The sequence below is a fragment of the Mycobacterium arosiense ATCC BAA-1401 = DSM 45069 genome, assembly GCF_002086125.1.
In the GTDB taxonomy this organism is placed as follows: domain Bacteria; phylum Actinomycetota; class Actinomycetes; order Mycobacteriales; family Mycobacteriaceae; genus Mycobacterium; species Mycobacterium arosiense.
Genome location: NZ_MVHG01000023.1, coordinates 1 through 20,811, shown reverse-complemented (window position 1 = coordinate 20,811; position 20,811 = coordinate 1). Strand labels below are relative to the sequence as shown.

The 20,811-nt window shown below is 68.0% G+C and carries 16 protein-coding genes; 7 read left to right on the top strand and 9 right to left on the bottom strand.

Going from position 1 to position 20,811, the window contains the following annotated elements; all coding sequences use genetic code 11:
* Position 1 precedes the first annotated feature (1 nt).
* From eccB to BST14_RS11930, 9 genes are all read right to left on the bottom strand, one after another.
* A complete protein-coding gene (gene eccB / locus BST14_RS11970) occupies positions 2-1,489 on the bottom strand; it encodes a type VII secretion protein EccB (RefSeq protein ID WP_083064691.1) in 1,488 nt (495 codons plus the stop codon).
* Positions 1,490-1,491: 2 nt separating this feature from the next.
* The gene (locus BST14_RS11965) at positions 1,492-2,355 is read right to left on the bottom strand and encodes a transglycosylase SLT domain-containing protein (protein WP_438502150.1); all 864 of its coding nucleotides are present in this window, start codon (positions 2,353-2,355) and stop codon (positions 1,492-1,494) included.
* Positions 2,356-2,627: 272 nt separating this feature from the next.
* Positions 2,628-3,485, bottom strand: coding sequence for a hypothetical protein (locus BST14_RS11960; RefSeq protein WP_245845384.1), 858 nt, complete (start codon positions 3,483-3,485; stop codon positions 2,628-2,630).
* Positions 3,486-3,625: 140 nt separating this feature from the next.
* Entirely contained in the window at positions 3,626-5,770 is a 2,145-nt protein-coding gene (locus BST14_RS32635; RefSeq protein WP_169926079.1) for a DUF5631 domain-containing protein, read from the bottom strand.
* On the bottom strand, positions 5,760-6,311 hold the full coding sequence (locus BST14_RS11950) for a hypothetical protein (protein ID WP_083064688.1): 552 nt from the start codon (positions 6,309-6,311) through the stop codon (positions 5,760-5,762). The genes BST14_RS32635 and BST14_RS11950 overlap by 11 nt, the downstream gene beginning before the upstream one ends.
* A gap of 609 nt (positions 6,312-6,920) precedes the next feature.
* Positions 6,921-7,250, bottom strand: a complete 330-nt coding sequence (locus BST14_RS11945; protein ID WP_083064687.1) for a DUF2563 family protein — start codon at positions 7,248-7,250, stop codon at positions 6,921-6,923.
* 127 nt (positions 7,251-7,377) lie between these two features.
* Complete coding sequence (locus tag BST14_RS11940; protein ID WP_083064686.1) at positions 7,378-9,357, bottom strand: putative alpha/beta hydrolase; 1,980 nt, start codon at positions 9,355-9,357, stop codon at positions 7,378-7,380.
* A 27-nt stretch (positions 9,358-9,384) separates the two neighbouring features.
* Complete coding sequence (locus tag BST14_RS11935; RefSeq protein WP_083064685.1) at positions 9,385-9,891, bottom strand: pullulanase; 507 nt, start codon at positions 9,889-9,891, stop codon at positions 9,385-9,387.
* A 24-nt stretch (positions 9,892-9,915) separates the two neighbouring features.
* Positions 9,916-11,358: a CCA tRNA nucleotidyltransferase gene (locus BST14_RS11930; RefSeq protein ID WP_083064684.1), complete on the bottom strand. Its 1,443-nt coding sequence runs from the start codon at positions 11,356-11,358 to the stop codon at positions 9,916-9,918.
* A gap of 279 nt (positions 11,359-11,637) precedes the next feature.
* Here BST14_RS11930 and BST14_RS11925 point away from each other — a divergent pair, with 279 nt between their 5' ends.
* From BST14_RS11925 to BST14_RS29490, 7 genes are all read left to right on the top strand, one after another.
* A complete protein-coding gene (locus BST14_RS11925) occupies positions 11,638-11,943 on the top strand; it encodes a hypothetical protein (protein ID WP_245845383.1) in 306 nt (101 codons plus the stop codon).
* A gap of 395 nt (positions 11,944-12,338) precedes the next feature.
* Positions 12,339-13,073 carry an NUDIX hydrolase gene (locus BST14_RS11915; protein WP_083064683.1) on the top strand — a complete coding sequence of 245 codons (735 nt, stop codon included), beginning with the start codon at positions 12,339-12,341 and terminating at the stop codon, positions 13,071-13,073.
* Positions 13,070-15,496, top strand: coding sequence for a hypothetical protein (locus BST14_RS11910; RefSeq protein WP_083064682.1), 2,427 nt, complete (start codon positions 13,070-13,072; stop codon positions 15,494-15,496). Before BST14_RS11915 ends, BST14_RS11910 begins: the two co-directional genes overlap by 4 nt.
* Entirely contained in the window at positions 15,493-19,131 is a 3,639-nt protein-coding gene (locus BST14_RS11905) for a murein biosynthesis integral membrane protein MurJ (protein ID WP_245845382.1), read from the top strand. The genes BST14_RS11910 and BST14_RS11905 overlap by 4 nt, the downstream gene beginning before the upstream one ends.
* Positions 19,132-19,209: 78 nt before the next feature.
* Positions 19,210-19,785 carry an RNA polymerase sigma factor SigM gene (gene sigM, locus BST14_RS11900; protein ID WP_083064681.1) on the top strand — a complete coding sequence of 192 codons (576 nt, stop codon included), beginning with the start codon at positions 19,210-19,212 and terminating at the stop codon, positions 19,783-19,785.
* A 71-nt stretch (positions 19,786-19,856) separates the two neighbouring features.
* Positions 19,857-20,627, top strand: a complete 771-nt coding sequence (locus tag BST14_RS11895) for an RsmA family anti-sigma factor (protein WP_083064680.1) — start codon at positions 19,857-19,859, stop codon at positions 20,625-20,627.
* 92 nt (positions 20,628-20,719) lie between these two features.
* Positions 20,720-20,811, top strand: a 92-nt coding sequence (locus BST14_RS29490) for an FAD-dependent oxidoreductase (RefSeq protein ID WP_142279375.1), incomplete at its 3' end; no start/stop codon positions are given.

Here is a 20,811-nt window from a genome sequence, read left to right as displayed (position 1 = left end):
CCTAGCCTCCCGGCTTCGCCGATGTCGTCACCACAGCCACCCTGCCAAGCGCCGGCACGGTGTCCCGCGCCACAAGCGCTGCCTCCCTTGACAATGCCGGGCCCGCCGCGAAGGTCCGCAGCAGCGGCCAGGGCGCCTGCACCGCCGACCCCGAATCAAGCCCCAGCGCGCGCAAGGTCGTGTCGTCGTTGGCGATGCCGAATCGCACCCCGTTGTCGGACACCCAGAACAGCGATTCCCGGGAGTCGGAGGTGACCACGCCGCTGGTGGATGTCACGAAGTTCGCCGCGCCCGGCAGCACCAGCACCTGGTTGGCGACCACCGACGCCGGGTCGCTGTCATCGCGCACCAGGTGCACGATGCGGTTGTCGAGGTACGACGGCGTGGGAAGCCCGCGCCCGTTGTAGACCACGACGCGCGCCTGCGGGTCCGTCGAGCCCTTCGCCCAGCCCACGCAGGTGGTCGGATCGGCCGTGGTATCAATGAAATTCAGGCGCTTGGTCGGGTAGTAGTCCACCGCCAGCGAGTTCACCTCGGGGATGTTGACCAACACGTCGGGTGCGACCACGCGAGGCGCCGTCGACCCGTAGGAGTTGGCGCTGCGCAACAGGTCGGCGACAAAACTGGTGATTTTTTGGACACCGTCGGGCAGCAGGACGTAGAACTGCTTGCCGCCGCTGGCGGTTTGCGCCTGCAACACCGCGCCGACCTGTGAGCCCGAGACCCACGTCGACGGGGTGCCGGCCAGGGGTACCGCGGGGACGCCGAGCGGTTCGGTCGCCGGCAGCGCGTCATAGAGGGCCCGCGAAATCTCTACCGGCAGCGTTACTCCCGGGTCGAGTCCCAGGCTCAGCGTGATCGCCCTGTTGGACGGATCGATCTGGGAGCGCTTGCCGCCCCAGATCACGAACGTGTTGCCCTCGAACGTGACTAGCACCCCGGCGTCCTCGCTCAGCGGGGTCGCGCGGTCGAAGCCGTCGAGTGGGCCGGCGATCGAGGTCACGACCGGCCGTTCCGGGCTGCGTGGGCGTCCTGCCGTGTCGCACACCGCCCAGGCCGATGTCGCGCCGCGATGGACCGGCATCGCCGCCGGCGCTCCCGGGATGCCGACCAGCGGCCCGGTCGGATACTTGGCTATCTCAGCGGGTTTAACCCACGTCGGCTGGTTCGCGGTTCCCGTCGCCAGCCGCGCCGAGGTCAAATTGAGCACCGGATAGAGCCGGCCGTCGATCCGGGCGTACAGCGCCCCGGAATCGCGGTCGCCGATGATTGCCGAGTCCCCCACGATGCCAGTGGGTTTCAAAACGTTGAGCAGCAGCATCCAGCCCGAGGCGATGGCCACCAGCAGTACCGACAAGACCAACGCGGCGGTCTGCTTGCGGTCGTCGTGCTTCATGCGCACCGAGAAGCGGGTGGTGGCCGCGCGCAGCCGCCGGTTGTAGAACAGGTGCCCGGAGTTCTGGTCGCGGTTAGACAAACTCAGCGGCATGCTCAATACCCCTTGGGCGCTCGGTGCGGATCGGCCTGCTGGATCCGATCGGCCAGATTCGACGCGTCGACGGCGACGCCGTAGCGGCCCGTCGCATAGTTGATGAACGCGCATGCCTGCGCCACCAGATTGTGGATATCGCGCGAGGTGCCCGGCTGGTGATAGGCCGCGAACGTCGGGGCGATGAACTGCCAGGCACCCTTGCTCGGCGTGCCCCGCGCCGCATTGAAATCCCAGCCGTTGACCGCGTTCGCGTCGTAGTTGGACTCGCGGCGGGCCACCAGGTCCATCCCGCGTTCCCAGCGAGCCCGCGCCGCGGGGTCGTGAATACCCTTGACGTCCAACGCTTTACGAATAGCCGCCAACACCGCCGCGCGTCCGCTGCCTTGGTTGCTGTGCATAGACCGCTCCCGTAGGTAGTGCAAGCGTCGCAGCCTGCGCGCGAGGAGCCTTGCCCGCCGCCGGGATCCGGCGACATGCCGGTGCTGGGTACGCAGCCGGGCCGCCATCCGGGCGACCGCCTCGCGGCGGCCCATTGGCGTATCGGCCGCCGGCGTGGTGTCGGTCAAGGCGGCGTCGAGGTTGGCCCTTGTCGCCGCACGGCCGTACGCGTGATCGGCTCGCGCCGCGGCGATGATCTGCCCCAGCGACCGATCGGCATCGGCCAGCCGAGCCAAGTGCATTGTCGCGGCGCTAGACCGCGCGACCGCCGCGGCGGGCAGTCCGATGTGATGCTTCATCGCCTCGACGTGTGCCCGCGTCTGCGCCGGCGCGTCGCCGACGCCGCCGCTCATGGCGGGGCCCGCATAGAGGTTGTGGGCGCGAGACAACGCCGTGACTGCTTGCACTTTCAGGGGATCGGTCACCGGCGTTCCCGCCCTAACCCACCTGTGCGCCTTCGCGGCGCCGCATCCTCACCGGACACTCGCGCTAGTACTCCCACACCCTCCTGGCCGCGTATTCCGCGGTCGCTGCAGACGTGCCAATAGCATGCCCGCATCGACAGTTCTGCTGTCAACAACGGGCAACCCAATATGACCCGCACACTGGGCTCGGCCGGCCGCGATTACCTAGGGAACCCTACTGCCGCGCGAAATGCCCGGCCACTCACCTTTCCGTGGGCTGGTGGGTTGGTGGGCTATTCCTTTGGCTCATCGTCGGACGGCATGATGACGATCCGACGGTTGGGCCTATTGGTGACGACGGTCGGTTTGGCCTCGCCGGATTTGTTGCCCGGGGCGTTCGGCGGGACCGTCAAGCGGCCCTTGATCGGCTGGCCGTTGGGCACACCCGGGGCCGTGATCCGCTTTTCGACCGGGGTGTCTTTCTTGCCGGCTTCGCCGCCGGCGCCCATGGCGCCCGGCGGCATCATCGGCATACCGGTCATGCCGGATTGGCCGGGCATGGCGGGCATGCCACCGGTCGGCGGCATCATCGTGGCTTTGGCGGCCGCGGGCGTGGTGGGCGGGGACGACGTCGGCACTGGTGGGGGACCCAAGGAACTGGCCGGGGTTGTGCCACCACCGCCCAGCCCGGCGCCACCGCCGCCGGAACCGCCGCTCAGTCCGGCGGCACCACCTCCGCTGCCGACGCTGTCGACCAGCTGGGCGTCGTTAACGAGCCCGGCGCCGTGGGCGCCGCCTTGCACTGCGCTCAGCAACGGCTGAAGGGCGCTCTGGCCGGCCTGCATCGCCTGCTGCGGCAGCTGCGTCAGCGGTCCCATGACGCCGCCGACCGCACCCCCGACCGCACCCGTCGCGCCCTGCAGCATCTGCTGGATCATCTGCATGTCCTGCTGGCTGTTCGCCTCGTTGGCCGGGAATTTTGCCGCGGCGTCGGCTGCGTGGGCGCGCCGGTCAGCGTCGGCGGCGGCTGCATCGGCTGCGTCTTTGGGGACGCCGGCGTTGCCGGCTCCGGTTAGTGCGCCGCCAGCACCGTCCACGGGCGATGCGCCGGGTGGGTGACCGGGAGCTGGCTGCGGGGGCGGAAACGGCATTCCGGTGGTTAATCCGGTAGTAGTTGGCAAATCGTGACGGATCGGCTGATTCACAACTCACCTCCACCCCACTCGAGCGCTAGTACGACAAGTTTGGCATAAACCGTCGGTAGCGCTATTCACCCAACAACTGCGGGCACTTACGAACCACGCCTGTGGCTGATCGCCTCAAACCATGCCAGGTGATAATTCGCGAGGTACTCATGCCCGTCGATCAGCGCCTCGATAGCCGCCAAAAGCATCCAATCCCCCACAGCCGAGGGGTCGTGATTGGGATACGCATTCAGCACCGTGTGCTGAATGTCAGCGGTACATTCGCGCAACTTCTCGGTTTCGCTGTCCAAGACGCCGGTCTTTCGCACCGCAGGTGCCGCGATGGCTTGGGCGATACGCGGCAGCCCGTCCCGGCGTCGCACGGCATCGACCAGGGTGGGCCCGAACTCGTCGACATCGGGCGCGGCCGAGCGGGCGGGACGATCACCGTTGAGCGCGGGTTCGTCGGGACCCGGTTCGGCGACATACGTGTTGGCGTGATGGGCGGCCGCGACCGTGATGGCACCGAGCAGATCCACCACGTTGGCGTCGTGCCGTCGTGCCGACGGCTCAAGCAGGGTCACGTGGGCGGGCAACCGCACATGCGGCGGAATCCATCCGCCGGCGAGGTCGGTGACCAGCAGCGTCGTGGTGCCGTCGTCGCGCAATCCCGCGGCCCACGACAGCCGCGGCTCTTGGCGGGCTACAGCATCGACGAGCCGCTGCAACCGCTGTTGTTCGGCCGTCCGCGCTGACACGGCACCGGCGGTCGCGCCAGTAGCCGCAGAGGCCGCCGACGCGCCAGCCATAGCCGACGAACCCGCGCCAGCTTGACCCGCCGCCGCCCCGGAAGCCGTTCGTTCCACTGGGGAGACCAGTGGTCCGCCCGCGGCCGGGGACGATGCCGGCGAAGAGGCCACCGGCGCACCCGACGCGGGACCCGCCGGTACGGCCGGTACGGATGGGGGCGCCACTACCGGCGGACGCAGGTCGGAGCCATAGGCGGGCAGCGGTCCCGAGGGGATGGAAGATCCGCCACCGACGGTCGGCGCGGACGACGACCACGACGGGCCGGTCATTACCGGTGCAACTGGGGTGCCTCCCCCGGTGGTTACCGGCGCGGGGGCCGCGGCTGGAGGCGCGTCGACCGGCGTACCCATGGGTATGATCGGTCCCGCGCTCGGTACAGTCGGCGTCCCCGCCGGTATCGCCTGAGGAGTTTGAGGTCCCCCGGCCTCCATCGCTTGTAGCGGCCCGGCCGTAAACGCTTGCCCGCCAGGACCCGTCGCTTGGCCACTCGCCAAACCGGACGTGAAGGCCTGGGCCAACCCGGGCTGGCCGCCTTGGCCTAGACCCATCGGAGACACTGGCATCCCGCCACCGTGTACGCCGGGCATCCCTGGCGATATGGGTCCGCCACCGCCGGTGACGGTGGGACCCGTCGGCGCTGCTGGTTGCACTCCTGGCAGCGGTCCGTGGTTATCAAACGCCGCTGGGCTGATCGCTGGCGAGGGCCTTCCGTTCGCGCCGGTGGCATGAGAGTCGCCTGGCCCGCCACGTCCCCCAGGATTAAACGCCTGCGTCGAACCCGACGGTGGGGCATCAGGGGGACTCCCCGGGCCGTTGCCAGAACGTCCCCCGGGGCTGAAAGCAGCCTTGGTCAAATCTTCTTTTGTGATGGGACTGGGTGGAGAAGCGTCACCGACGTTAAAACCGTTCGCTTGCGCCCAAGTCCGGGCGTTGCCACCAGTTCCTTCAGCATCGAGGATCTTTTGCGTGGCCGCCATCATTTTGTCGAGCGCATCGCGACTGGCGTTTGCGGCGTCGGCGTTGCAGCGCGCTTGGACAGCTTGTACCTCCGCTAACTTCTCAGGAAGCGGCTTCTTCGAAGCGAGGGTGTCATCGATCTCTTTGTTGCCCGCATCCGCAATATTTGACAAGCGACTGCGCAGATAGTCGATGGCGTCGGCGCCCGAATTAAACGCTGACGCCTTTGTCTGGTACTTTTCGGCAAGGTCTAGATGAAGCTTCTCCCCTTGCTGGAATCTGGTTATGAGATCGTCTGCCGTATGCCCCTTATTATTTGCAGCAAAGGCTGTCCACTGAGCACGCAAGTTTTGTGACTGAAGCTGCTGCGCTGCACAGGCTTCGCTCCAATGTTGGGCGCCGGCTCGTAAAGCCGTCGAGGGTCCTGGCCACCACGCACCAACGAGCGCGAATGACCACTTGCCAGGTGGAAGGTCAACCGCCACCGCAGACCTTTTTCATCGCGGTATCCTTTGCGATGACATCGTCAAGTGCCGACTGAAACTCAGCTTCGGTTGCGACGCCGTAGCTACTCTTCGCGGTGACTGTGAGGTAAGCGGCCTCTAAAGCGCGTGCCGTGTTGCGGTGGTTTGCATCGAGAGCCGGATTACTCGCCCCAATGTCGAGCATTAGAGCACCATTCGTTGTCGCGATGCGGGCCAGCGCTTTGTCGGTACCGGCGGTGTCGACCTGAACAGACTGAGCCGCCAACTTGTACATGTCGCATAGTTGCTGTTGCGCTGCGGCGGTCTCCGCCGGCGTGTGGGTGGGCGTCGCAGCGCCGGTGGCTGGCGGGTGCGATGCCGTCGGCCGCGTTAGTGCCACGACTAACGCAGCGACGGCTACTGCTCCAGTGAGAGCTACCGCAACTGCCAACCATGGGCGCGGACGAGATGCTGATTGTGGGGAATGCGGTGGCGGCCAAATTCCCGAGGGTGGCGGGCCGGCTTGCCCCTCACGATGGCTCGATGGCAGATCTCCCACCATTTGTCCTCCTGCAGTCCGCAGCCTTGTGTGTGTAGCATTCCGAGCCCGTGTTCTAGGCCTTCAATAGTGAAGCAGCCGAGGGGATAGCAGCAATTTACTGCGCTGCATGGCACCGCCGTGTCGCCCTAATCTTTCGACCCGCCATCGTTGTACGTATTACCCCACGCCGGCGGATCAACGTCATACATACCTTCGTCGGTGTCATGTTCCGCACTTAGATCCCCGCGATTGGACTGATGCAGCGCTCTTCCTTAACCGTCGCAAGTTTAGCTGCCACATACATTGCTGACCGGGGCAAGCCGCCAGCTTGTCAGCACCACACAGCTTCTGGTGTGCCGCAGACAGTTCGGCGGCGCTGTAGGTAGATACGGCCGAGGCGGATGTATTACTCGAATCCGGCGACCGCGACGACGTAGCCATCACCAGCGCAACAACCGCCACGACCGTCGAAACCAAAGCCAGAACAGCCGCCCCCAGAGCGATTGCTGGCGACATCCGTGAACGCGGCGCCTGCGGCGCGGAATACCGCGGCGCCCACTGCCTTACGGCAGACCGGCATGCGGCCCCACACCCGGATGCGAGGGCGGGTCCCTCCGTCACGCCCGTTCCTCAGATGTTCGACGTTGAGGGACCATCATTAGGCCGGAGAGCCTTCATGTCGGCGGCGTTGCGGTTGTCCATGTTGGTGAACCCTTTGGCCGCGTGGTGCGCCTTCGTGCCGACACTCGTGAGTGTTTCACTGTGGCTCTGCAGCGTTTTCACATGTTGACCGTGCGCGGCGGCGACCGCACTGTGAAACGCGGCGGCGGCGGCGAAGTCACCGAACATTCCCGATTCGACGGTTCCGCCCGCCAACTGATCCGCGCCGTCTTGAGCGTGCCCACCGGCGCGATGCGACTGATCGCCTCCCGAGTGCAACAGATCCGTATCGACGAACATCGGCACTCCTTCGTGGTCTGCAGCAGTGGGGCGTGCTCACGGTCTTGGGCGCTCGTAGCCCTTTTGATCAGGCTAAAATCCTGTTCCGAAGCGGTCAATTCACCCGTGCCGGCGCCGCAATCGCCCGCTAAAACGCATGCCCGTTGGTGACCGAACGCGCCGGCCGGTCCCATTCCGGGTCGACGGTTACCGGCAGCTGGATGCCAAGATGCGGTAACGACACCGTGCCCAAGGGTGTGTGCACCTGAAGAGGAACGGCTATCCGCGCTGCGGCCCGCTCGGCCGCGAGCATCCCTTCCCTCGCCAACCCGTCGCCGTGCCCGGTCACGATAGCTGTCATGTTGTGCAGCGCTTCGCTCCCCACGTCGTAGTAGTGCGAGTGGTCGGTGAACCATGGCATGACGCTATGTGAGCCGGCGACTTCGGCACGGAAGCGCACCGCCCCGAACCCCGCATGCGCCGGGTCGGTGCCCAGTCCGGCCAACGGTCCCACCGGCCCCCCCAGCGCCTCGTTCAGTCCGTTCGGGAGGCCGCTGCCCGCCTCACCGATCCAGCTGATCGCATCGGTCGAAGCGGCACCCACATACAACCTGCCGCCCTCGAGATGAAAGTCCGCGGCCCTGTCCGCCAAATCTGTTCCCGGGCAACCGGTTAGCACCGCATCGTTTGCGCGCATACCGCTGTGGGCGAAGGCGTCGGCCACTGCCGTGGAACCGTAGGAATGCCCGAGCACGGTGACATGGGTTGGGGCCAACCCATCGTGGGTGACCACCAGGCCGTTGACATCGGCGGCCAGCAGCGCACCCGCCTGCCTCGCCCGCCAGGGCGTGCCGACCTGTTCCAATTCGGCCGGGTCGGCGATGGCCTGTTGCCAATGCGGTTGACCGAATTCGGGTGCGTCATAACCCATCCAGGCCAGCACCGCCGTCGGGTGGCTCGGGTCGGCTCCGGCGGCCTGTTCGTAGAGATTGATGGCGTCGTCGGTGCCGTCGGACATCCACCCTCCCCGCACGCTGCTGTTAGTGCCCGGGACCATGACGGCCGTATTGCGGGATTTGTCCGGATTGCCGATCGCGATCGCGGCCCTGCCCTTGCCGCTGAACGCCAGCGGGTCATACGCCCACAGCATGATCGGCAGCCCGCGTGGGGCATCGGAGCTTTTGTCGCGCTCGAGAAACTCATTGGTCTTGACCGCGTTCTGGTAGCGCGTGACATCGGTTACGCACAGCCCATAGCCGTCGGGGTTGGTGAACACATCGGTGTCCCAATTGCGCAGCGCGGTGTCGCGGAGCGTCGTCGGATCCATCCCCCGCTGGCGGGCGACGTCTTCGACCCTGCGCAGGTCATCTTTCATCGCGGACTGGTTCACCGAATCGCGCACGTCGGCCGGGACGCCGTTGAGGTTGCCCAACGACTGCGGATGTTGGTCGATCAGTAGCTGTCGTTGACTCCCGCTCAGCGCATCCCACCATCGCTTGACGCTCTCTGGGCTGCTGTCCGGCGGCGGAATAGCTAGCTCGTCGACACCCTGGATTTCGAGGGGATCGGCTCCGTCTGCTCGCAGGGCCGTCAGCGCAGCCTCCAACATGCTCGAATACCCGCCGCGAATGCGGCTCAGCTGCAACGCAATCGCCGCAACCTCACCTATCGCGTCCGTGCGCAAATAGTCGGCACCGCAAGCGTCACCGTCCGCCAATGCGTCACACATCTCGTCGTCGATGTCTTCGAGGTCGCACTCCAGCGCGCCCAGGTATCTCGCAGCGGCACGCTGTGCTTCGGCCAGCGCCGCGGCGACGCTCTCCAATTCGACTGCGATGCGAGGCAATTGTTCGGTCTGCAGACCCAATGACCGGGTGACCCGCCGCACCTCCGCGGCATCATTGATCGAGTGCTCTCCGTTCCGGTGATCCCACGCGGCCTCGAAACGACGCCGGGCGGCCTCGAAGGCGACGACCGCCTCGGCCGTGCTCGCTCCGGCGTCACGAAAAGCCCGCGCCAGCGACGAGACCTGCCCGGGGCGACCGGCTTGCAGGCTGTCGTTAATCGACCAGGGATCTCCGCCGGCTTCGGCGACGAGGAACGGAATGCTCAAGTGGCGCAGTAGCATCGCGCCGTCGCTAGGTCAGCACCATCCTCAGAGCGAGCTCGCGCCGTCGGCGAGGCCGTCGCCGTCCGAATCGGTCAGCCGGACATTCCATTTGCCGTCGCCGTCGGTGTCGACATAACCGGTGACGCCGCCGTCGTCAGAGCGCAGCACCCGGTCGGCCAGCCCGTCACCGTCGGTGTCGACGAGGCGAGCATCGGTGCGGCCATGGCCGTCGAAGTCGACCATCGGGCCACCGGTGTGCTCGACGCCGTCGAGGCCGAACCAGCGCAGTTGGCCCCCGCGGTCCATAGCCACCGCCCACGTCCCGGATCCGTCGTCGGTGAAGTACGCCTCGGGGGTGCCGTCGTTGTCGAGATCTAACACAGCGTGATCAACGATGCCGTCGCCGTCGAGATCCGCGAGCGCGTCGTCGCGCAACCCGTCGTGGTCGAAATCCAGTCCGATCGATTCGAAGCGACCGTCGTGGTCCAGGTCGAGATCGGGTTGCCCGTGCCAGAAGGCGGCGCCGTTATCGCCAGCAAGACAGTAATCCATGCGTATTCGGACGCGTGGATGCCGCTACTCGTTCCCTCGAGACTTCCACCACGCCAACAACTCTGCGGTCGCCTCGTCGTGGTCCAACGGTCCGCGTTCGAGCCGGAGCTCCTTCAAAAACCGCCAGGCCTCGCCGACCTGGGGACCGGCCGGGATGCCGAGCAGCTCCATGATCTGGTTGCCGTCCAAATCGGGACGCACCCGCGCCAGATCCTCCTGGGCGGCCAGCTCGGCGATCCGCGCCTCGAGCCGGTCATAGCTGGCCTGCAACCGCGCGGCCCGACGCTTGTTGCGGGTCGTGCAGTCGGCTCGCACCAGTTTGTGCAGCCGAGGCAGCAGCGGACCGGCATCGGTGACGTAGCGGCGCACCGCCGAATCGGTCCACTTGCCGTCGCCGTAGCCGTGAAACCGCAGATGCAGGTACACCAGTTGCGAGATGTCCTCGACCATCTGCTTGGGATACTTCAACGCCCGCAACCGTTTTCGCACCATCTTGGCGCCGACCACCTCGTGGTGATGAAAGCTCACGCCGCCGTTGGGCTCGTGGCGCCGAGTGGCCGGCTTACCGATGTCGTGCAGCAGGGCGGCCCAGCGCAGCACCAGGTCCGGGCCGTCGTCTTCCAGGGCGATCGCCTGGCGCAGCACCGTCAGCGAGTGTTGATAGACGTCCTTATGTTGGTGGTGTTCGTCGATGGCCATCTGCATGCCGCCGACCTCGGGCAGCACCACCTCGCCCATGCCGGTTTGCACCAACAGATCGACGCCGGCCGTCGGGTCCTCGCCGAGCACCAGTTTGTCCAGCTCAGCGGCCACCCGTTCGGCGCTGATCCGGGACAACTGCGGGGCCATCTGTTCGATCGCCGCGCGGACACGCGGCGCAACGCCGAAGCCGAGTTGCGAGACGAAACGCGCCGCGCGCAGCATCCGCAACGGGTCGTCCCCGAACGACACCTCCGGCGCGGCGGGGGTGTCCAAAGTCCGCGAGCGCAGCGCCGCCAAACCGCCGAGCGGATCCAGGAATTCGCCGGGCCCGTCCGGCGTGATGCGCACGGCCATCGCGTTGGCCGTGAAATCGCGACGTACCAGATCGTCCTCGAGCCGATCGCCGAAGCGCACCTCTGGATTCCGGGACACCTGGTCGTAGGTGTCGGCACGAAACGTAGTGATCTCCAACCGATGGTCGCCCTTGCCGATGCCGACGGTGCCGAATTCGATACCGGTGTCCCACAGGTTGTCGGCCCACCGGCGCAGGGTTTGCTGCACCTGCTCGGGGCGGGCGTCGGTGGTGAAATCCAGGTCGGGGCTCAACCTGCCCAGCAAGGCGTCCCGCACCGAGCCGCCGACGAGGTAGAGCTCGTGGCCCGCGGCGTCGAACGCGGAGCCGAGCTCGGCCAACATGGGCGCATGCCGATTGAGCGCGACCGCGGCGGCGGTCAGCAGGTCGGCATCCCGGGCGGCGTCAGGCACGTTCGATCAGCCTAGTCGGGTGGAGACGAAAAGCCCCTGTGAGGAGCCTCGCACGACATCGAGGTGAATTGACCCGGCACCGAGCGTCAGTAGCGTTACGTGCGACACGAAGGGTGAGCGGCGGGAAGGCGCGGTGCATCTCCGATACGTAAGCAAAGCCGTTGGCCCGGTGACCGACTTACCTGCGATCCCTCCCCTGCCCACCGGCACGGCGGTTTCCGCGTGACCGCGAATAACTGAAAGCAACGAGAGACGCCGTCTTTCCCCCGCGTCCGCGACTTGGACGCCAGCGCATGGCGCACGGCGACGTTGTCCGCACCGTTTGTCGTGCAGATCGTCCTGGGAGTGCTCCTCGCCACGATTTCGGCGTTAGGCAAGGGGCCATTTGCGACAGCACACGGACACAGCGAACGCAGTTGGATGCTCGTCGCCGCCGTTATCACCGCGCTGGTGTCTTTCATGCTCACGGCGGCCCTGATGCGGTCGTCGTCACCGCGCAATCGCGGCCTTGCACTTAGCATTGCGGGATCTGCCGTGACAATGCTAGTCGGTGGGATTGTTTACGCTTACTTGGTATTGCGCTGAAAGGTCCTGCGATGGCCGATGCATCGGTAATCCCGGCATCGAAATCGGGCTATGGCCCGGTCGCTTTTGGGTGGCGGTGTTACATGTCTTCGTGGTCGAGTTCGCCACTTGGCTCTCATGCCGTACTCGATCGTTTTTGTACTTCCCGTCGTTTTGGTTTACATGGCGATCGCGGCTCTGATCACGCAAGCGCGAGGACCGACGGGCCAGATCGGGCGCGGAATGCTCATCGGCAGCCTGTCCGGCCCGCTCTCACTGCTTACCTTCGGTGCGGTATGGGCTATCGCTCACGCCATGGGACCGCTCTGACGAGACGTATTCCGTTGTGACCTCGCCCACTCATCCCGCGGCGAGTATCTCCGGGAGAATATGCCGTGCCAGCTACTATCGCTTGGGTGTCGGACGGCGAACAAGGCAAACCACGTCGGCGCCGGGGGCGGCGCCGTGGCCGTGGCGCCGCGAGTTCGTCCGAGAACCAAACGATCGGTCAAGCGTCCGGGGACTCGACGGCCACCAAGTCGCGCCGATCGCGGGCATCCGGCCGCGGACCAGACCAGTTGCGCACCGTCCACGAAACCTCCGCCGGGGGTCTGGTCATCGACGGTCTGGACGGCCCGCGGGAGTCACAGGTCGCCGCCCTGATCGGGCGCACCGACCGGCGCGGTCGGATGCTCTGGTCGCTGCCCAAAGGGCACATCGAACTCGGTGAGACCGCCGAGCAGACCGCAATCAGAGAGGTCGCCGAAGAGACCGGCATCCGGGGCAGCGTGCTGGCCGCGCTGGGCCGCATCGACTATTGGTTCGTCACCGACGGCCGTCGCGTGCACAAGACCGTGCACCACTACTTAATGCGGTTCTCCGGCGGCGAGCTGTCGGACGAGGATCTCGAAGTCGCCGAGGTGGCGTGGGTGCCGATGGGCGAACTGCCCTCCCGGCTGGCCTACGCCGACGAACGCCGCCTGGCCCGAGTGGCCGACGAGCTGATCGACAAGTTGCAAAGCGACGGTCCGGCCTCGCTTCCACCGCTGCCACCCAGCTCGCCGCGGCGCCGCCAGCAGACACATTCGCGGACACGGCATGCGGGCCACCCCGCCGCGGGCCGGAAGAACGGCCACGGACCGGGGCCGTGACACCTCCGCATCTGCGTTGGGCCGGCCTGGCGCGCCTCGCCGCCGTGCTCGCCATCGTGGCCGGACTCGCGGCGCTCACCGGGCCGGTGATTCCGCGTGCGGCCGCGGGCGAGCCGGGGGTGACGCCGTTTGTTCGAGTCCGCATCGACCAAGTCACCCCGGACGTGGTCACCACGACCAGTCCACCCGTCGTGACGGTCAGCGGCACGGTGACCAACATCGGCGACCGTCCGGTCCGCGACGTGATGGTTCGGCTCGAGCACGCGGGTGCCGTCACCGCCTCGGCGGGCCTGCGCACCACCCTGGACGGCGACACTGACGGCTACCAGGCCGCCGCCGATTTCCTCACCGTGGCGCCCGAACTGCAACGCGGGCAAGAAGTCGGGTTCACCCTGTCGGCGCCGCTGCGGGCGCTGACCAAGCCGTCGCTGGGGGTGGAAAAGCCCGGCATCTACCCGGTTCTCGTCAACGTCAATGGCACGCCCGACTACGGTGCCCCCGCGCGCCTGGACAATGCGCGCTTCCTGCTTCCCGTGGTGGGCGTGCCGCCCGATCGCGCCGACGACATCAGTTCCGCCGTCGCGCCTGATACCTCCAAACCGGTCTCGATGACCATGCTGTGGCCGCTGGCCGACCGACCCAGGCTGGCCCTCGGGGTCCCGGGCGGGACCATCCCGGTGCGGTTGGTCGACGACGACCTGGCCACCTCGTTGGCCAGCGGCGGCCGGCTCGACATCCTGCTGGCCTCGGCCGAGGTCGCCACCAGTCACGACGTCGACCCCGACGGCGCCGTCGGCCGCGCGCTGTGCTTGGCGATCGACCCGGATCTGCTGGTCACCGTCAACGCGATGACCGCGGGCTACGTCGTGTCCAACTCCCCCGACGGACCCGCTCAGCTGCCGGGCACCCCTACCCACCCCGGCGCCGGGCAAGCGACCGCGACCGAATGGCTGAACCGCCTGCGCGCGTTGGCGCACCGGACCTGCGTGGCTCCGCTCCCCTACGCGCAAGCCGATTTGGACGCCGTGCAACGCGTCAACGATCCCGGCCTCAGCGCCATCGCCACCACGAGCGCCAACGGCATCATCGACAAAATTCTGGACGTCTCCTCCACCCGCGGCGCCACGCTGGTGCCCGACGGTCCGCTGACCGACCGAGCGGTCAAGCTGCTCAGCGGCGAGGACAACACGGTGGCGATCGCCGCGGCCGACTTGTCGGCCAACGAGGCGCAGGGTGACACCGCGACGGGCGTCGACACCGCACCCCGGCGGTTGACCCCCCAGGTCGCGGTCGCGCCGTTCGACCCCGCCGTCGGCGCCGCCCTTGCCGGCGCGGGCATCGCCCCCGCGGCACCGACATACCTCGACTCGTCCCTGACCGTCCGGCTGGGCCACGACTCGGTGGCCGCGCGCCGCCAGGACGCATTGGGCTCGATCTTCTGGCACGCCCTCCGGCATGACGACCCGCGCACCCAGATCCTGGTCCCACCGACCACATGGAATCTGCAAGCCGACGACGCCCAGGTCATCTTGACCGCCCTGACCACCACCATCCGGTCCGGACTGGCGGTGCCGCGCCCCCTGCCGGCCGTCATCGCCGAGGCGAACCAGGCCGTTCAGGCCCCTGACGATTCCAAGGAACGGGTCGGCACCGACAGCTCCCGGCACGGCCAGTTCGGCGACGACGTCACCGCCGGCATCGCCAGCCAGGTCGGCCGCCTGTGGGGACTGACGTCATCGCTGATGGCCGACGACCGCACCGGTCTTACCGGCGTCCAGTACACCGCGCCGCTGCGCGAAGACATGCTGCGCGCGCTGAGCCAATCCGAATCGCCCGACACCCGCAACGGGTTGGCTCAGCAACGCCTGGCGGTGGTCGGCAAAACGATCAACGACCTGTTCGGCGCGGTGACGATCGTCAACCCCGGCGGCTCCTACACCCTGGCCACCGAGCACAGCCCGCTACCGCTGGCGCTGCACAACGGCCTGGCCGTTCCGATCCGGGTGCGGCTGCATGTCGACGCGCCGCCGGGCATGAACGTCACCGACATCGGTCAGATTGAATTGCCCCCGGGCTACCTGCCGCTACGCATTCCCGTGGAAGTCAACTTCACCCAACGCGTCGCCGTTGACGCGACCCTGCGGACCCCGGACGGTTTGCGGTTGGGCGAACCGGTGCGGTTGTCGGTGCATTCGAACGCCTACGGCAAGGTCCTGTTCGCCATCACGCTGTCCGCGGCCGCGGTGCTCGTTCTGCTGGCCGGCCGGCGACTCTGGCACCGCTTCCGCGGCCAGCCCGACCGCGCCGACCTGGACCGCCCCGATCCACCTGGCGCCCGGCACGCCGCCGGAGCCCGCGAAGCGCGCGACGACCCCGACAGAGGGGTGGATCAGGAGCACGTCGAAGAAGAGCATCGAGTATGACCCCCGCCTACCGGCAGGCCCAGCCCCACCACCGCCTGCCCGAGCCGACCCGGCATTCCCGGGTGTCGGGCTCACCGCCGACCGGCCCGCTGCCGCCCGTCGCGGCCGAGATCGACCGGCGCCGCCCCGAGCTGTCGGACTCCGCGTTGGTATCGCGGTCGTGGGCCATGGCGTTCGCCACCTTGATCAGCCGGCTCACCGGCTTCGCCCGCGTGGTGCTGCTGGCCGCGATCCTGGGCGCGCCGCTGTCCAGCGCGTTCTCGGTGGCCAATCAGCTGCCCAACCTGGTGGCCGCCCTGGTGCTGGAGGCGACCTTCACCGCGATCTTCGTCCCGGTGCTGGCCCGCGCGGAGCAGAGCGATCCCGACGGCGGCGCGGCGTTCGTGCGCCACCTGGTCACCCTGACGACGGCGCTGCTGATCGCCGCCACCGCGCTGTCGGGGGCGGCCGCCCCGCTGTTGGTGCGACTGATGCTGGGCCGCGCACCGCAAGTCAACGAGCCGCTGACCATCGCGTTCGCCTACCTGCTCCTGCCCCAGGTGCTTGCCTACGGGCTGACGTCGGTGTTCATGGCAATCCTGAACACCCGCAACGTATTTGGGCCCACGGCGTGGGCGCCGGTCCTCAACAACGTCGTCGCGCTGATCACCCTGGCGATCTACGTGCTGGTTCCCGGTGAGCTGTCGGTCGATCCCGTCCGCATGGGCAACGCCAAGCTGCTAGTGCTGGCCGTGGGCACCACGCTGGGCGTGTTCGCCCAGACCGGGCTGCTGCTGGTGGCACTGCGCCGCCAGCGCGTCGACGTGCGCCCGCTGTGGGGAATCGACCAGCGCCTCAAGCGTTTTGGCACCATGGCCGCCGCGATGGTGCTCTACGTGCTGATCAGCCAACTCGGCCTGGTGGTGGGCAACCAGATCGCCAGCACGGCGGCGGCGTCGGGCCCCGCGATCTACAACTACACCTGGCTGGTGCTGATGCTGCCGTACGGGATGATCGGCGTGACGGTGCTGACCGTGGTGATGCCGCGGCTGAGCCGCAATGCCGCCGCCGACGACACCAAGGCCGTGCTCGGCGACCTGTCGCTGGCCACCCGACTCACGCTGATCACGCTGATCCCGATCGTGGCGTTCATGACCGTCGGCGGTCCCGCGATGGGCAGCGCCCTGTTCGCCTACGGCCATTTCGGGGACGTCGACGCCGGGTACCTGGGTGCCGCGATCGCCCTGTCGGCCTTCACGCTGATCCCTTACGGGCTGGTACTCCTGCAGCTGCGGGTGTTCTACGCACGCGAACAGCCGTGGACTCCGATCGTCATCATCCTCGTGATCACGGCCGTCAAGATCGTGGGTTCGGTGGGGGCGCCGCACCTCACCGACGACCCCAAGCTGGTGGCCGGTTTTCTGGGACTGGCCAACGGCGTCGGCTTTCTGGCCGGCGCGATCATCGGCTACCTGCTGCTGCGCCGCGCCCTGCTACCCGCCGGCGGCCACCTGATCGGTGTCGGCGAAGTCCGGACGGTCCTGGTGACGCTCACCGCGTCCATGCTGGCCGGATTGATAGCCCACGTGGTCGACCGGCTGCTCGGGCTGGATCGGCTCACCGCTCACGGGGGCGGCGCCGGTTCCCTGCTTCGCCTGTTCGTGCTGGGGCTCATCATGCTGCCGATCACCGCCGCGGTCATGCTGCGCGCGCAGGTCCCCGAGGCGCGGGCGGCGCTGGACGCCCTGCGTTACCGCATCACGGGCCGCGGACCGCGCCCCGGCACCCCCAGTGCAAAAGATCGATCGTCTCACCGGCGCCCGGTCACGTACCCTGAGCAGAGGAATTCGTCCCCGCCTGAAGTACATGCGGTCCAGGAGCCGATCCGGCGCAGGCCTCCGGAGCGGGCAAACCTAGCCCGGCAAGCGAAAGGACCGGAGGTGACCGACCGCCCGATGGAAAGCGCAGCCTCCAGCGCTGGATCCGGCGCGGGTTCAGGTACGCCGCGGCCGCTCGCTGACGACTTCCAACCGGACATCCCCGCCGAGGGGCCGCCGCGGTCCACCCCGCGCCCGGCCGAACAGGCCAACGGCAATGCCCGCGGTGACGCCCGGCGCGCGCACGCCCCGTTCGAACCGCCGCGCGAACGTTCGGCGGACGCCGCGGGCGACGACGTGCACCTGGTCCCCGGGGCTCGGATCGCCGGTGGGCGGTATCGGCTGCTGGTGTTCCACGGCGGCGCCCCGCCGCTGCAGTTCTGGCAGGCGCTGGACACCGCCCTCGATCGCCAGGTGGCGCTGACGTTCGTCGACCCGGACGGCGCCCTGCCCGACGAAGTCCTTCAGGAGATCTTGTCGCGCACCCTGCGGCTCAGCCGCATCGACAAACCCGGCATCGCCCGGGTCCTCGACGTGGTGCACACCGGCTCGGGCGGCCTGGTGGTTTCCGAGTGGATTCGGGGCGGTTCGTTGCAGGAGGTGGCCGACACCGCACCGTCGCCGGTCGGCGCCGTGCGGGCCATGCAGTCGCTGGCCGCCGCCGCCGACGCGGCCCACCGCGCCGGCGTCGCGCTGTCGATCGACCATCCCAACCGGGTGCGGGTCAGCATCGAAGGCGACGTGGTGCTGGCCTACCCGGCGACCATGCCCGACGCCAATCCGCAGGACGACATCCGCGGCATCGGCGCGGCGCTCTACGCCCTGCTGGTCAATCGGTGGCCCCTGCTGGAAACCGGCGTGCGCAGCGGCCTCGCACCCGCCGAACGCGACTCGGCCGGCAACCCCGTCGAGCCCATGTCCTTAGACCGCGACATCCCCTTCCAGATCTCCGCCGTCGCCGTCCGAGCGGTGCAGGAGGACGGCGGAATACGCAGCGCCTCAACGCTTTTGAACCTGCTCCAGCAGGCCACCGCGGTCGCCGACCGCACCGAAGTGCTCGGCCCGATCGACGATTCACCTTCGCCGTCGGCGGCTTTGATACCACCCGGTCAGGAGCAGGCGACCTTCGCCCGGCGGCGGCGCAACGTGCTCATCGGGGTCGGGGCCGGCCTCGCCGTCATCGTGGTGGCTCTGCTGGTGCTGGCGTCGATCGTGAGCAAGATCTTCGGCGATGTCGGTGGCGGCCTCAACAAGGATGAGCTCGGCCTGAACAACCCATCGTCGTCGTCCGCGACCGCGTCGTCGAGCACTCCGCCCGCAGCCGCGGGCAGCGTCGTCAAACCGACCAAAGCGACCGTCTTCTCCCCCGACGGCGACGCCGACAATGCCGGGACGGCCGGACAGGCCATCGACGGCGATCCCTCGACGGCCTGGGCGACCGAGGTCTATACCGACGCCGTTCCCTTCCCCAGCTTCAAGCAGGGCGAAGGGCTGATCCTGCAGCTGCCGAGCCCCACCGTGGTCGGCCAGGTGACCATCGATACGCCTAGTAGCGGGACCAAGGTCGAGATCCGCGCGGCGTCCTCGTCGTCGCCGTCCAGCCTCAACGATACGACCGTCTTGGCCCCGACCTTCACGCTCAAACCCGGCCACAACGTGATCCCGGTCCGGGCCGGCTCGCCGACGTCAAATCTGCTGGTGTGGATCTCGACCCTCGGAACCACCAGCGGCAAGAGCCAAGCGGGCTTTTCGGAGATCACGGTCCAGGCCGCGTCCTAGTCGCGCCGCTTTTCGTCCACTCACATCAGCCCATCCGAGTGAAGTGCCGGGCCATACGCGATTGGTTACTGTCCGGCCGTGGGCTTCGGGAGAAACGCCAAGCGTGAGCGCAGTGACGCCGAGCTGCTGGCAGCCCATGTGGCCGGCGACCGGTACGCCTTCAGCGAGCTGTTCGGACGTCACCAGCGACACCTGCACCGGCTCGCCCGGCTGACCACTCGCACCCCCGAAGACGCGGAAGACGCGCTGCAAGACGCCATGCTCTCGGCGCACCGCGGCGCGGGCGCGTTCCGGCACGACGCCGCCGTCGGCAGCTGGCTGCACCGCATCGTCGTCAACGCCTGTCTGGACCGGCTGCGCCGCACCAAAGCGCACCCGACGGTCCCGCTGGAAGACATCTATCCGGTGGCCGATCGCACGGCCCAGGTTGAAACCACGATGGCCGTGCAGCGCGCGCTGATGCGGCTTCCCGTCGAGCAACGGGCCGCGGTGGTGGCCGTCGACATGCAGGGCTATTCGGTGGCCGACACCGCCCGGCTGCTCGGCGTCGCCGAAGGCACGGTCAAGAGCCGCTGTGCGCGCGGACGGGTCCGGCTCGCCGAACTGCTCGGTTACCTCAACGCCGTGCCGGACACCGTTACGGGCCAGGCCTGACCATCCCCCCGGCGGTCGCCCCGCCGGGTCACGCGTGGCCATCGGTGCGGGCATGACGGACACTGGGTCCGATGGATGTGGCGGACAACGATGCGGCGGATCACCGCAATGCGGGATCAGATCCGCCGCTGAGTGTCGAACTCCTCGCCGACCTACAGGCCGGAATCCTCGACGACGCGGCCGCGGCCCGCGTCCGCCGGCACATCCGCGCCGATCCGCATGCCGCGGGCGTGCTGGATGCCCTGAACCAGGTCCGCCGCGACGTCGCCGCCGTCGGCGCCGACCCCGGCTCGGCACCCGACCCTCCGCCTGCGGTGGTTCGCCGGGTTTCCGCGGCGCTGCGGTCGGCGGATCCCACACCCGGGCATCCGGCCGCACCCGCCGCGCACACCGCCCGCCCACACATCCGCCCGGCCCGCACCATCGCAGCGGCCGCCGGCCTGTGCGCGGTACTGGCCGCGATCGGCTTGGGAACCAGCGCGCTCCTGCACGCACCCGAACCCGCCCCGGAAGCCCCCGGCGACGTCCAGCACATCACGCTGTCAACCCCGCCGATGGAGATCCCGCTTTCCCAAAACGAGATTCTGGGCCTGCTCGACCGCAGTCCGAATTACGGCGAGCTCGGCGACCCGGCGCGGCGCGCCTCTTGCCTCACCGGCCTCGGCTATCCGGCATCCACGCAGGTCCTGGGTGCGCGACCGGTCGAGATCAACGCGCGCCCGGGCATCGTTCTGGTGATCCCTGGCGACAGTCCCCACGTTCTTGCCGTGTTTGCGGTCTCGCCGAACTGCAGCGCGGCCGATACCGGGTTACTGGCCAACACCCAGGTCCCCCGCCCCTAGTGTGGTGCCATGGCTGGTGCGACGCACCCGGGAACAGCCGTGCTTACGCTGGCGTTTACACAGGTCCAGAGACGATCGCCTGAAAGGTTTCCATGACTGCCGACACTGTCCGTGACGTGATCGTTATTGGTTCGGGTCCTGCGGGGTATACCGCGGCGTTGTATGCGGCGCGGGCGCAGTTGGC